At 64.1% G+C, this 13,424-nt stretch carries 13 protein-coding genes; 1 reads left to right on the top strand and 12 read right to left on the bottom strand.

What is annotated here, in order from left to right; genetic code table 11:
- Positions 1-19: 19 nt before the first annotated feature.
- Positions 20-814: an acyl-ACP--UDP-N-acetylglucosamine O-acyltransferase gene (gene lpxA, locus AC5ZFO_RS11595; RefSeq protein ID WP_282524937.1), complete on the bottom strand. Its 795-nt coding sequence runs from the start codon at positions 812-814 to the stop codon at positions 20-22.
- Between the two features lie 277 nt (positions 815-1,091).
- Here lpxA and AC5ZFO_RS11590 point away from each other — a divergent pair, with 277 nt between their 5' ends.
- Entirely contained in the window at positions 1,092-1,415 is a 324-nt protein-coding gene (locus AC5ZFO_RS11590; protein WP_282524938.1) for a KTSC domain-containing protein, read from the top strand.
- 24 nt (positions 1,416-1,439) lie between these two features.
- On the opposite strand, the gene fabZ is transcribed toward AC5ZFO_RS11590, so the two are convergent.
- The 11 genes from fabZ to AC5ZFO_RS11535 form a co-directional block, all read right to left on the bottom strand.
- Positions 1,440-1,901, bottom strand: coding sequence for a 3-hydroxyacyl-ACP dehydratase FabZ (fabZ, locus tag AC5ZFO_RS11585; RefSeq protein WP_282524939.1), 462 nt, complete (start codon positions 1,899-1,901; stop codon positions 1,440-1,442).
- Positions 1,898-2,965: a UDP-3-O-(3-hydroxymyristoyl)glucosamine N-acyltransferase gene (lpxD, locus tag AC5ZFO_RS11580; protein ID WP_496122085.1), complete on the bottom strand. Its 1,068-nt coding sequence runs from the start codon at positions 2,963-2,965 to the stop codon at positions 1,898-1,900. The genes fabZ and lpxD overlap by 4 nt, the downstream gene beginning before the upstream one ends.
- Before the next feature lie 128 nt (positions 2,966-3,093).
- Positions 3,094-5,652 (bottom strand): outer membrane protein assembly factor BamA, encoded by a 2,559-nt coding sequence (gene bamA, locus AC5ZFO_RS11575; RefSeq protein WP_282524940.1) that lies wholly within the window; start codon positions 5,650-5,652, stop codon positions 3,094-3,096.
- A gap of 174 nt (positions 5,653-5,826) precedes the next feature.
- Complete coding sequence (gene rseP / locus AC5ZFO_RS11570; protein WP_282524941.1) at positions 5,827-6,978, bottom strand: RIP metalloprotease RseP; 1,152 nt, start codon at positions 6,976-6,978, stop codon at positions 5,827-5,829.
- 44 nt (positions 6,979-7,022) lie between these two features.
- On the bottom strand, positions 7,023-8,246 hold the full coding sequence (gene dxr / locus AC5ZFO_RS11565) for a 1-deoxy-D-xylulose-5-phosphate reductoisomerase (RefSeq protein WP_282524942.1): 1,224 nt from the start codon (positions 8,244-8,246) through the stop codon (positions 7,023-7,025).
- Between the two features lie 4 nt (positions 8,247-8,250).
- The gene (locus AC5ZFO_RS11560; RefSeq protein ID WP_282524943.1) at positions 8,251-9,093 is read right to left on the bottom strand and encodes a phosphatidate cytidylyltransferase; all 843 of its coding nucleotides are present in this window, start codon (positions 9,091-9,093) and stop codon (positions 8,251-8,253) included.
- Positions 9,090-9,848 (bottom strand): isoprenyl transferase, encoded by a 759-nt coding sequence (locus tag AC5ZFO_RS11555; RefSeq protein ID WP_282524944.1) that lies wholly within the window; start codon positions 9,846-9,848, stop codon positions 9,090-9,092. The genes AC5ZFO_RS11560 and AC5ZFO_RS11555 overlap by 4 nt, the downstream gene beginning before the upstream one ends.
- 10 nt (positions 9,849-9,858) lie before the next feature.
- Complete coding sequence (gene frr, locus AC5ZFO_RS11550) at positions 9,859-10,422, bottom strand: ribosome recycling factor (RefSeq protein ID WP_282524945.1); 564 nt, start codon at positions 10,420-10,422, stop codon at positions 9,859-9,861.
- A 64-nt stretch (positions 10,423-10,486) separates the two neighbouring features.
- Positions 10,487-11,203: a UMP kinase gene (pyrH, locus tag AC5ZFO_RS11545; protein ID WP_282524946.1), complete on the bottom strand. Its 717-nt coding sequence runs from the start codon at positions 11,201-11,203 to the stop codon at positions 10,487-10,489.
- A gap of 60 nt (positions 11,204-11,263) precedes the next feature.
- Positions 11,264-12,187 (bottom strand): translation elongation factor Ts, encoded by a 924-nt coding sequence (gene tsf / locus AC5ZFO_RS11540; protein ID WP_282524947.1) that lies wholly within the window; start codon positions 12,185-12,187, stop codon positions 11,264-11,266.
- A gap of 134 nt (positions 12,188-12,321) precedes the next feature.
- Positions 12,322-13,317, bottom strand: a complete 996-nt coding sequence (locus tag AC5ZFO_RS11535; RefSeq protein ID WP_028151700.1) for a 30S ribosomal protein S2 — start codon at positions 13,315-13,317, stop codon at positions 12,322-12,324.
- Between the last annotated feature and the right edge of the window lie 107 nt (positions 13,318-13,424).

The following is a 13,424-nucleotide window of genomic DNA, read 5'->3' as shown; positions in this document are numbered from 1 at the left end:
GCCCGCGGCCATCCCGAAATCACTTCTCGATGGCGGGAAGACAGATCGGGCGATGCTTGCGCTTGCCGATGAAGTCGAGGATCTCGGCAATCGCGGGGTCTTCGCCCGCGAGCGGCTGGGCCGCCGCGAGCCGCTCGGCGAACGTGCCGGGGCCGTGGAAGACTTTCTGGTAGAACGATTGCACGGTCGCGCGCCGCTGCTTGGTGAACTGCCGCCGCTTCATGCCGATGAGATTGAGGCCTTCCAGCGCCGCATATTGGCCGTTGGCGAGGCCGAACGGAATGATGTCGTCGCGCACGCCCGAGAGGCCGCCGACCATCACATAGGAGCCGATGCGGGTGAACTGATGCACCGCCGACAGCCCGCCGATATAGACGGCGTCGCCGATCTCGCAATGGCCGCCGAGCGTCGCCGAGGTCGCGAAGATCGCGTTGTTGCCGACCACGCAGTCATGGCCGACATGGCTGTTGTTCATGAAGTAGCCGTTGTTGCCGACGCGCGTCTTTCCCCCGCCCTTGACGGTGCCGACATTCATCGTCGCACCCTCGCGGATGGTGTTGCCGGAACCGATGTCGAGCGTGGTCGGCTCGCCCTTGTAGCTAAGGTCCTGCGGCGCGCCGCCGAGCACCGCAAAGGGCGAGATCACGCAGCCATCGCCGATCGAGGTGTGGCCGATGACGGTGACCTGTCCAAGCAGCTTGCAATTGGCTCCGATCCGGGCGTTGCGACCGATGATGCAAAAGGGTCCGATCTCGGTACCCTCGCCGATCACGGCGCCGTCCTCGACCCGTGCGGTGGGATCAATCTTACTCATCAAGCAATCTGACTCATCAAGAAGGTCTGATTATGTGTTGAAGTCGCTCGGTTTTCCGGTGGTTAGCGCGACTATGCCCGATCTGTCCAGTGACGTATCATCTCGGCCTGTTTCAGGCACCGGATGAGCCGGCCGTCCTAAAGCACGATGAGATTGGGATGAATCGTCATCGCGCTTCAGGCTATTGTTTGAGCATGATCCTTTCGGAAAACCGCTGCACACTTTTCCGGATCATGCTCCAGCCCTTCAACGCCTTCATGTGGAGCTTGAAGTCATCGTGGTCAGGGCCCTGGCAGTTCTGCTCGCACAGCTCGCGGCCGCCCCGATCGTCTCCGAGACGGTCGAGACCTGCGAACGCCGCTTCGTCGATCTCGGGACGTTCGAGTGCCGCGATATCACCCGCAGCACGGTGCTTCAGCGGGTCTGCTACGACCGCGCGCGGCAGGCCCTCATCGTCGCGATCGACGGCCAGTATGACCGCTATTGCGGGGTCGCGGCCGAGACAGTCGACAGCCTGCTCGGCGCACCGTCCATGGGCCAGTTCTTCAACCGGAATATCAGGCGCGAGACGGCCGACAGCCGTTACGGCTGCGGCGCATAATCCATTTCCGCTGGCTTGAGCTGCTCAGTCCGTCAGCATGGCGCCGACGTCGGCTTCCGCAACGATCTGGCCGTTGACCTTGGCGTCGCCGTGAAACCACCACATCGCCTTGCGGCGGCCGATCGAACGCATGTGATATTCGATGGTGTCGCCGGGCAGCACCGGCTTGCGGAACTTGCATTTGTCGATGGTGAGGAAATACACCGCGCGCGGCTTCTCGGTGCCTTCGACCGAGGTGATGCCGATCACGCCCGCGGTCTGTGCCATCGCTTCGATCATCATCACGCCGGGATAGACCGGGCGTTCCGGGAAATGCCCCTGGAAGGCCGGCTCGTTGAAGGTGACGTTCTTGATGCCAATGCCGCTGTAATCGGCGCGGATATTGATCACCCGGTCGATCAACAGCATCGGGAAACGGTGCGGCAGCGTCCGGAGGATCGCGTTGATATCCACCAGCTCGAATTTAACAGGTGATTCCTCCGTCATTCCCGTCCCTCGTTCTTCGGATCGGCCCTGCTGTCGCGTACCAGGCGCTCCACCGCGATAATTTCCTTGAACCATTGCTTGGTCGGCTTGGCGAAAAAGCCGCCCCAGCGTCCGTTCGGCGGGATGTCATCCTTGACGCCGCTCATCGCGGTGACCTGGGCCCCATCGCCGATCTTGAGGTGATTGTTGATGCCAACCTTTGCTCCCAGCGCCACGTTGTCGCCGATCGTCAGGCTGCCTGCGAGCCCGATCTGGGCCGCCAGCAGGCAGTTCCGACCGATGGTCACATTGTGGCCGATCTGGACCTGGTTGTCGATTTTGGTGCCCTCCCCAATCACGGTGTCGCGCAGGGAGCCGCGATCGATGGTGGTGCCGGCGCCGACTTCCACATTGTTCTGGATCAGCACGCGGCCGGTCTGGGGCACCTTGAGATGGCCCTCGGGGCCGAAGAAGATGAAGCCATAGCCGTCCTGGCCGATCGAGCAGCCGGGATGGATCAGGACGTTGTTGCCGATCAGCGCGCACTGGATGGCCGTGCGGGCGCCGACATTGCAGTCCCGGCCGATCTTGACGCCGGGACCGATGACCACGCCGGCCCCGATCACGGTGCCGCTGCCGATCTCGACGTCAGGGCCGATGACGGTCAGGGGATCGACGATGACGTCGTCCTCCAGCCGGGCCGAAGGATCGATAATGGCCGACGGCGCGATGCCGTCATTGCCGACCCAGGACTGCGGGCGCAGCGCATCGCCGTGCCATTCCCGGGCGAGCCCGACAAAGGCGCGGAACGGCTGCGCCACCCGCAGCACGGCCACATGCGCGGGCACCTGGGCCTCGAAGCGCGGACTCACCAGGCAAGCCCCGGCCTTGGTCGCCTTGAGCTCGTCGGCATATTTGAGGTTGTCGAAGAACGCCAGATGCATCGGGCCGGCTTCGTCGAGCGAAGCAAGACCGGTAATGACGTGACCGCCCCTGGCAGGGTCGACGAGCTGCGCCTCGGTCAGCGCTGCAATGTCAGCCAGCGCCGAGGCCGGCGGCTTTTTGAAGAAGGTCGGCTGCGCCATTCCACCCCATCGCGGTCCGGCTTCGGCATGAAGCGGTCAGGCCGCATCATGCCTTATCTCACGGATTGAGCACGATCTTTTTGGAAACCGGCCCCAACAAGGGGCCGGCTCATGCCCTGCTGATCGAATTAGAACGAGGTGCCGCCGCCGAACCGGAACTCCTGGGTACGGTCGTACTTGCCCTTGGTGAGCGGCACGGCGTAGTCGAAGCGCAGCGGTCCGAATGGCGACTGCCAGATCAGGCCGACACCAACCGACGAACGGACGACGTTGCCGTTGTCATACACCAGGCCGGTACAGGTTCCAGCGGTGGACGGGTTGATGGTCGACGGCGTACAGTTCGAGTTCCTGGTCGTGGTCATTTCGTTGGTCAGCGACCACGTCGTCGGGCCCTGATAGTCGAACAAACCACCGGCGTCGGCGTAGACCGCGCCCTTCAGACCCACTTCCTTCGGCAGGAACCAGAACGGCATCTGCAATTCGAACGAAGCGCCCCAATATTTGGTACCGCCAAGCGCGTCTTGCGTGCCGAAGGGATTCAAATCGCGCGGACCGATGCCGTTCGGAGCAAAGCCGCGGACCAAGTTCGGGCCCATCTGGAACTGATCCAGCATGCGGATATCGTTGTTGCCGATCTTGTTCAGCATGCCGCCCTGAAGGTGAACGAGGCCGACGATGTCGGACACCAGCGGAGCGTAGTACTTCGCATCGACGACGGACTTCAGGTAGGTGACGTCGCCGCCCACGCCGGCGAAGTCCTGCCGGAAGTCGACGAGCAGACCGTCGGTGGGGTTCTTGTTGTTGTCCAGCGTGTTGTAGGTCAGCGTGTAGCCGAGCGCCGAGGTCAGGGTCTTGCCGCCGGCAAGCTCCTTGCGGACCGGCAGCGAGGCTTCGCCGTCGGAGTAGCAGCCGAGACCGCCGGTCGATGGGGCGAGGGCGATACCAGTTGCATTGGCAAAGGCCGGGCTCGGGTTGAAAGCCGGATTCGGCGTCACGCCATCCGCCAGGAACTGATTGTTGTTACAGTTCGCCAGGGAGGACGGCAGAGTGATTTCCTGCTGGTAGATCGAGTAGCGCAGCTGGAGCGCCAGATCTTCACGCAGGGAGAAGCCAAGGCGCGGCGAGAAGCCGAGCGTCTTCGTGCCGTAGGAGATGTAGCTGTTGGACAGCTGTTGGCGCTGATAGAGGTCGAGACCGAGCGCGACGCGGTAGTCGAGCAGATACGGCTCGACGAACGACAGCGAATAGCCGCGCGCATACTGGCCGTAGGTCACCGACGCCTTGGCGAACAGGCCGCGGCCAAGCAGGTTACGCTCGGAGATCGAGACTTCGGCGAGCGCGCCGTCGGTGGTGGAGTAGCCGCCCGAGACCGAGAAGTCGCCGGTCGATTTCTCTTCGAGATCGACGATCAGGACCACGCGGTCGCTGGAGGAGCCCGGCTCCGTCGTGATCTTCACGCTCTTGAAGTAGTCGAGGTTCTTCAGGCGGCGCTCGGCACGGTCGACCAGCGCGCGGTTGTAGGCATCGCCCTCGGAGATGTCGAACTCGCGGCGGATCACGTAGTCGCGCGTGCGGGTGTTGCCGCGGACGTTGATGCGCTCGATATAGGTGCGCGGGCCCTCGTCGATGTTGAACACGACGGCGACGGTGTGCGCCTCGAAATTGCGGTCGCCGCCGGGACGGACCACGGCGAAGGCATAGCCGCGACGCGACGCCTCGATCTGCATTTCCTCGACCGACTTCTCGACCGATTCGACGTTGTAGAGCGCGCCGACATTGACGCGCGAATAGTTGCGCATCGTGGTCGGATCGAAGTTCGGAATGGAGGAGCGGAAGTCGACGGTGCCGACGCGGTACTGCGAGCCTTCCTCGATCTTGAAGGTGACGTTGAAGCCCTTCTTCTCCGGATCGTATTCGGTGAGCGCGGCGACCACCTGGACGTCGGCGAAACCGTTCTTGAGATAGAAACGGCGAATCAGGTCACGGTCGGCCTCGACGCGATCGGGATCGTAGAGGTCGTTGCTGGCGAGGAAGCTCAGCAGGTTCGATTCGTGCGTCTTGATGACGTCGCGCAGGCGGTAGGACGAGAACGCGTTATTGCCGACGAACTCGATCGACTTGACGCCGGTCTTGGCGCCCTCGTCGACCGTGAAGATCAGGTCGACGCGGTTATTCGGCTGCTCGATGATCTCGGGCGTGACGCGGACGTCATAGCGACCCGAGCGGCGGTAGATTTCGGCGATTCGCAGGGTGTCGGACTGCACCATGGCGCGGGAGAAGGTGCCGCGCGCCTTGGACTGGACTTCAGCGGTGAGCTGCTCGTCCTTGATCTTCTTGTTACCTTCGAACGCGATGCGACCGATCACCGGGTTTTCCACCACGGAGACGATGATCTGGCCACCGGAACCGCGATTGATTCGCACGTCCTGGAACAGGCCGGTCTCGATCAGGGCCTTCAGGCCGTCATCGATGGCGCCCTGATCCAGGCGGCCACCCGGGCCAGGCTTGAAATAGGAGCGGATCGTCTCCACCTCGACACGGCGATTTCCTTCGACGGAAATCGACTGGACGGTCTGAGCAAGCGCAGACGAAGACACAAAACCAGCCCCAACCGGGGCAAGCACCGGCGCGCCGAACAAGATCAGGGTTGCGAGCAAGCCCCCCCGGAGTCGCAGTCCAAACTTCATTGCGCAACGCGCCCTTATCAGTACCAGACCCAACCCCAACGCCGGTCCGGGAGATTCCCCAAGTTCGAAGCCGCTTGTAGCCAATTTCCCCGGTGTCGCAAACGGCCGCGGACACCGCAATTTCAATTTCATTCCAAGACGTTGCTCATAAGCAACGCCACAAAAAAGCCCGTATCAGGATGCTGCCATCCTCAGGATGTCGTTGTAGGTGGCAAACACCATCAACATCAGCACCAAACCGAGCCCGATTCGGAACCCCATCTCCTGAGTCCGCTCGGACAAGGGCCGGCCCCGGACCACTTCCGCCGCGTAGAACATCAGGTGACCGCCATCGAGCAGCGGGATCGGGAACAGGTTCAACAGCCCGATCGACACCGACAGCACCGCGCACAGATTGATCACGAACTGGAAGCCGGCACTGGCCGCCTGCCCCGACATCTTGGCGATGCCGAGCACGCCGCTGACCTCGTTGGGATTGCCTTGTCCGACGAACAGCGAGCCAAGGAACTTGAAGGTGCTGGTGATGATGAACCAGACCTGCTCGACCCCGATCTTGAGCGCTTCGCCGACGCCGACCGGCGTGGTCGAGGCCTCGCCGGCCTGAGACTTGTGCTCGACGCCGAGCACGCCGAGGCGGTGGCTGTTGCCAAAGGGATCCTTGCGCTCGAGCAGCGCCGGGGTCGCGGTCAGGGAGACGATGGCGCCGTCCCGCTTGACCTGGAAGGCAAGCGCCGAACCGGCATTCATCGCAACGATTCGCTGCATGTCGGCAAAGCTCTCGATCGGCTTGCCGTCGATCTGCACGACGACGTCGCCGATCTTGAAGCCGGCCGCGGCCGCAGCGCCGTCGGCGACGACGCCGTCGACACGGGCGATCGTGCTCGGCTTGCCGTAATAGAACGCCATGGCGGCGAAGATCAGCGCGCCCAGAATGAAATTGGCGATCGGTCCGGCCGCGACGATGGCGGCGCGCGGGCCGACCTTCTTATGATGGAAGCTGCCGGCGCGCTCCTCGGCCGTCATGGCCGCGAGCGTCTCGGCCGACGGGGTCGAAGCTTCGCTTTCGTCGCCGAAGAACTTGACGTAGCCGCCGAGCGGGATCGCCGAGATCTTCCAGCGGGTGCCATGGCGGTCGTTGAAGCCGACCAGCTCCGGTCCGAAACCGAGCGAGAAGGTGAGCACCCGAACGCCCGCCCAGCGCGCGACCAGGAAATGGCCGAGTTCATGGAAGAACACGACGATCGTCAGGACGAACAGGAAGGGAACCGCGTAGCCGAGGAGCCCATGGCTCAACGCATTGAAACTATGGACGAAAAAGTCGATCATCGAATTCCCTCATCCAGCGCCGCAAGGCCCTGGCCCCGTGCCATCTAGGATGCCTTTAAGGCAATTTGAGGCAATAGGGCGGCAGCTCTATTTCGCGCAACATGGTCAACAGAGATGGCATCATCGGCGGACGTCAGGGGAGCCTGGTTCCCGCCACGGATCCAATCGTCCAGCGTCGCCTCGACCAGCCGCGCGATCGCGCCGAACCGGATCTTGCCGGCGATGAAGGCGGCGACCGCAACCTCGTTGGCGGCGTTGTAGACGGTGGTCGCCCCCTTCCCGGTCCGGAGCGAATCGAAGGCCAGCCGAAGTCCAGGGAAGCGCTCGAAATCCGGCGCCTCGAAGGTCAGCTGGCCGATCTTGGCCAGATCGAGCTTGGCCGCCGGCCCCTTGATGCGGTCGGGCCAGCCGAGGCAGTGCGCGATCGGCGTGCGCATGTCGGGAGAACCGAGCTGAGCCACCACCGAACGGTCGGAGAACTCGACCATGCCGTGGATGATCGACTGCGGATGCACGAGGACGTCGATCTCGTCGGGCGAGAGCGCGAACAAATAGGATGCCTCGATCACCTCGAGGCCCTTGTTCATCATCGAGGCGGAATCGATCGTGATCTTCTGGCCCATGCTCCAGTTCGGATGCTTCAGGGCCTGCTCGAGCGTCGCCTGCTCGATGTCGGCCGGCTTCCAGGTCCGGAACGGTCCGCCCGAGGCGGTGATGATGACGCGGACGAGCTCGTCGCGATTGCCTGAGCCGAGCGCCTGGAACAGCGCATTGTGCTCGGAATCGGCCGGCAGGATGCAGGCGCCCGCTTTCGCCGCGCGCTGCATGAAGAAATCGCCGGCGCAGACGAGACATTCCTTGTTGGCGAGCGCGACATGCGCGCCGCGATCCACCGCGGCCAAAGCTGGCTTCAGTCCGGCGGCGCCGCTGACGGCGGCCATCACCCAATCGGCCGGACGCGCGCCGGCTTCGATCACCGCGCTTTCGCCCGCGCCGCATTCCGTGCTCGTTCCCGCAAGCGCAGCCTTGAGTTCGGCGAACTTGGATGTGTCGGCGATCGCGACGTAGCGCGCGGAAAACTCCTTGGCGAGCTTGGCCAGCGCCTCGACATTGCCGTTCGCCGTCAGGGCTTCGACGCGATAGCGCTCGGGAGAAGCGCGCAGCAGATCCATCGTGCTGTCGCCGATCGAGCCGGTGGCGCCGAGAACCGTGACACTGCGGACGCTCGACGCCGCAGCCTTGTTGTTACGCAATGGGACCGCGCTCATATCCTCACCAAACCATAAGACCGCTTCCGGCGCTATGCACACCATGGCGGAGAAAGCCGATAATCCATGCCATCAGGATGGCAGCAACAAAACCGTCCAGACGGTCCAGTAGCCCGCCATGGCCGGGAATTAAGTGACTGGAATCCTTGACGCCGAAGCGCCGCTTCACTGCGGATTCGAACAGATCGCCCGCCTGCGATACCACCGACAGGATGGCGCTGACGAGCAGCAGTGGAACCGCCTTTCCGATCCCGCACGCCGCAAAGCCGGCCGCAACCAAAAGGCTCGCCGCGAAGCCACCGAGCGCCCCGGACCAGGTCTTCTTAGGGCTCACGCGCGGCCATAATTTCGGCCCGCCAATGCTGCGTCCGGCGAAATAGCCGCCGATATCGGTCGCCCACACCACCAGCAGCACGAACATCAGCGCTGCGAAGCCATTGACGAGATCCTGCCGCACCAGGATCGAGGCCAGCAGCGCCGCCGATGCGTAGGCGAAGCCGGTGGCCGCCCAGATGAATTTGCCCCGCGCGATCAGCATCACGATCGCGCCGCCGATGAGGCCGGTGATGATTGCGGTCTTGAGCGCGCCGAAGGCGACGCAGGCCCCCATCATGGCAATGACGATGGTCCCCGCCCCGGTCAGTGCGGCAGACCCCGCGCCCACCACCATCAGCCATTCCGCGAACAGCCCGATCGACACCAGCGTGACGAGAAGCGCCCACAGCCAGCCGCCGGCGTAGGCCAGCGCGATGGCGAGCGGCGCCAGCACCAGCGCCGCGAGGACTCGCATCACCAGATTGCTCGGGGCAGGCTTCGCGCCCGCCGATGCGGCGTCGGGTTCGCTCACGAGGCGTTTTTCGCGACCAGACCGCCGAAACGGCGCTCGCGTCTGGCGAATTCGGCGATCGCGCCTTCCAGCGCCGCCTTGTCGAAATCGGGCCAGTGGATCGGCACGAAGACCAGCTCGCTGTAGGCGGCCTGCCACATCAGGAAGTTGGACAGCCGCTGCTCGCCGCTGGTGCGGATGATGAGATCGGGATCGGGGATGTCGGGCGCATCGAGATGAGCCCCGATCGTCTCGGCGTCGATCGTTTCAGGGGCGCGCTTGCCGTCTGCGACTTCCCGCGCGAGCTTCTGGGCGGCTTTCGCGATTTCCTGCCGCGAACCGTAATTGAAGGCGACGACCAGCGTCAGGCGCGTGTTGTCGCGCGTCAGCTCCTCGGCCTCGTTGAGGAGTGCGCAGATGTCGCTATCGAGTCCGTCGCGCTCGCCGATGATGCGGACCTTGACGCCGTCGCCGTGCAGGCTCGCGAGATCGTTGCGGATGAAGCGACGCAGGAGACCAAACAGATCGCCGATCTCGCTCGCCGGACGCGACCAGTTCTCCGAAGAGAAGGAGAAGATGGTGAGATAGCGGATGCCGAGCTCGTGCGAGGCACGCACCACCCGGCGCAGTGCCTCGACACCGCGGCGATGCCCTTCGGCCCGCGGCAGGCCGCGCGCGGCCGCCCAACGCCCGTTGCCATCCATGATGATGGCGACATGCGCAGGCGCGTCGGACCGGTCGGGTCCTTCGGTTGCTGGCGCGGCGGCGTTGGACATGGAAGTGGCCTTAGACGGTCAGGATTTCTTTTTCCTTGGTGGCCAGCAGCTGGTCGATCTCGGAGATCGTGCCGTCGGTCGCCTTCTGCACCTCGTCGGCGTGACGCTTCTGATCGTCCTCCGACATCTCGTGATTCTTCTCGGCCTTCTTGAGGACGTCGAGGCCGTCGCGGCGGACATGACGCGCGGCGACCTTGGCCGCTTCCGCGTATTTGTGTGCGACCTTGACGAGTTCCTTGCGACGCTCCTCGTTGAGCTCGGGGATGCGCAGGCGCAGCACCTGGCCTTCGGTCGCAGGCGACAGGCCGAGATTGGAATCGACGATCGCCTTCTCGACCGGCTTGACCATCGACTTGTCCCAGACCTGCACCGAGATCAGCCGCGGCTCCGGCACGCTGACGGTGGCAAGCTGGTTGAGCGGCATGTGGCTGCCGTAGGCCTCGACCTGCACCGGGTCGAGCATCGAGGCCGACGCGCGCCCCGTGCGCAGGCCGCCAAGCTCGTGCTTTAGGGCCTGGACGGCGCCCTGCATGCGACGCTTCACTTCGTTGAGGTCGAAATTACCCGTGGCCATCACGTTTCTCCTTCAAAATCCCGGCGACCCCTTCCGCCCCCTTTCAGGCGCGACCGACGAGCCGTCAGCCGGCGACGACGGTTCCGTGGCCGCCGCCACGCAGCACAGCGCCGATCGAACCCGGCTCCGCGATCGAGAACACGATGATAGGCAGCAACGTCTCGCGGGCAAGCGCGAAGGCGGTCGCATCCATCACCTTGTAGCCGCCCTCGATCGCCTGCGAATGCGTCAGCCGGTCGAACCGCTTGGCGGTCGGATCCTTTTTCGGGTCGGCCGAGTAGACGCCGTCGACATTGGTCGCCTTCAGCACAGCCTCGGCTCCGATCTCTGCCGCCCGCAGCACCGCGGTCGTATCGGTGGTGAAGAACGGATTGCCGGTTCCGCCCCCGAGCAGCACGATCCGGCCCTCGGCGAGGTATTTGTGCGCTGCGGTGCGGGTGAACAGCTCGGAAATCTCGGGCATGACGAAGGCCGACAGCGTACGTGCCGGCGTGCCCTTGCGCTCGATCGTCGCCTCCAGCGCGAGGCAATTCATCATGGTGGCGAGCATGCCCATGGTGTCGCCGGTGGTGCGCGACACCCCCTGCGCGGACACTTCGACGCCGCGCACGATGTTGCCGCCGCCGATCACCACCGCAACCTCGGTGCCGAGCTGGCGGGCGGCGATCAGATCGTCCGCAACCCGGTCGAGGGTCGGCTGATCGATGCCAAAACCCTGCTGTCCCGCGAGATACTCGCCGGACAGCTTGATCACGACGCGACGATAGACCGGATCAGTCATGAGCACTTTCCCCGTCCGGGCGCCGCTTCCGGCGGCAAGCCGGAAGGAACGTACCGGCGCTTACTTCTTGCCGCTGGCCGCTGCGACCTCGGCCGCGAAGTCGCTTTCCTGCTTCTCGATTCCCTCACCGAGAGCATAGCGCACAAAGCCCGCGATCTTCACCGCGCCGCCGACCTTGCCTTCGGCTTCCTTCACCGCCTGCGCCACCGATTTGCCGGTGTCGTGGATAAAGGCCTGCTCGAGCAGGCAGACTTCCTTGTAATAGGTCTTGAGGCCGGACTCGACGATCTTCTCGATCACGTTCTCGGGCTTGCCCTGCTGGCGATATTTGTCGGCGAGCACGTCCTTCTCACGCTTCACGACCGCCGGATCGAGGCCGGACGGCTCGAGCGCGAGCGGGTTGGTGGCCGCAACATGCATCGCGATCTGGCGAGCGAGGGCAGCGAGCTCGTCGGCTTTGCCGGGCGATTCGAGCGCGACGATCACGCCCATCTTGCCGGCGCCTTCGACGACGGCGCCGTGGACGTAGCTCGACACGACGCCCTGCTTCACTTCGAGCGAAGCTGCGCGGCGCAGCGTCATGTTCTCGCCGATGGTGGCGATCGCGTCGTTGATTGCGGCTTCGATCGTGACGTCGCCGACCTTGGCGGCCTTGATCTTCTCGACATCGGCACCGACGTCGAATGCGACCTGGGCGACCATCTTGACGAGGCCCTGGAACTGGCCGTTGCGCGCGACGAAGTCGGTCTCGGAGTTGACCTCGACCACGACGCCCTTGGTGCCCTTGGTGAGCGCGCCGATCAGACCTTCCGCAGCGACGCGGCCGGACTTCTTGGCAGCCTTCGACAGGCCCTTCTTGCGCAGCCAGTCCTGCGCCGCTTCCATGTTGCCGTCGTTTTCGGTGAGCGCGGCCTTGCAGTCCATCATGCCTGCGCCGGTGGACTCGCGCAGATCCTTGACCATCGCAGCTGTGATCGTTGCCATCGTTGAAAATCCTTCTTGCCTGCCGGTTTGCCGCGGCGTGGCATCAAACAGCCCCGCCGCGGTCCATCTCAGGAATTCGCGTCAACTGAAATGGTGGCCGGACTTATATCCGGCCAACCCATCGCTCTTTTTGACTATTCCGCTTCCGCGGTCAGCGCCTTGGCCTTGGCCACCCAGGCATCCGCACGGCTCGGCAGACCGACTTCTTCGCCGATCTTGTGCGCGGTGTCGTGATCGAGCTCGGCGAGCTGCCAGAAGTGGAAGATGCCGAGGTCGTTGAACTTCTTCTCGATCGCGCCCGACACGCCCGGGAGCTTCTTGAGGTCGTCGGCGGTGCCGCGCGGACCGGCAAGGCCCTGGAAGCCGCTCGAGGAAGCGGCCGGCAGCTCTTCGGCGACCGGACGAGCCGAGGCGCCGATGTCGATGCCCGAATCGCCCTGGGCGCGCGAGATGCCGTCGATCGCCGCACGTGCGATCAGGTCGCAATACAGCGCGATCGCGCGGCCGGCGTCGTCATTGCCCGGGACCACATAGGTGATGCCCTTGGGATCCGAATTGGTGTCGACGATCGCGGCGACCGGGATGTTGAGCCGCTGGGCTTCCTGGATCGCGATGTCTTCCTTGTTGGTGTCGATCACGAAGATCAGGTCGGGCAGACCGCCCATGTCCTTGATGCCGCCGAGCGAGCGATCGAGCTTGTCGCGCTCGCGCTGAAGCGTCAGGCGCTCCTTCTTGGTGTAGGAGCTGGCGTCGCCGCCGGACAGCACGTCATCGAGATGACGCAGGCGCTTGATCGAAGCCGAGATCGTCTTCCAGTTGGTCAGCGTGCCGCCGAGCCAGCGCGAATTGACGAAATACTGCGCGCAGCGCTTGGCAGCGTCCGCGACGCCGTCCTGCGCCTGGCGCTTGGTGCCGACGAACAGGATGCGGCCGCCCTTGGCGACGGTGTCGCTAACCGCCTGCAAGGCGGTGTGCAGCAGCGGCACGGTCTGCGCGAGGTCGACGATGTGGATGTTGTTGCGGGCGCCGAAAATGAACGGTGCCATTTTCGGATTCCAGCGGTGAGACTGGTGACCAAAGTGCACGCCAGCTTCGAGGAGCTGACGCATGGTGAAATCGGGTAGCGCCATAGTTTCAATTCTCCGGTTGGTTCCTCCGGAAACGTGTGAGCAAAACGGAGCGTTCTCGCCCCGGTTGCCACCGGACGGCCTTGTGAGCCATGTTTCCGTGTGAGATG

Source organism: Bradyrhizobium sp. Unk1 (assembly GCF_059512345.1).
This window is presented reverse-complemented; position numbering and strand designations above follow the sequence as displayed.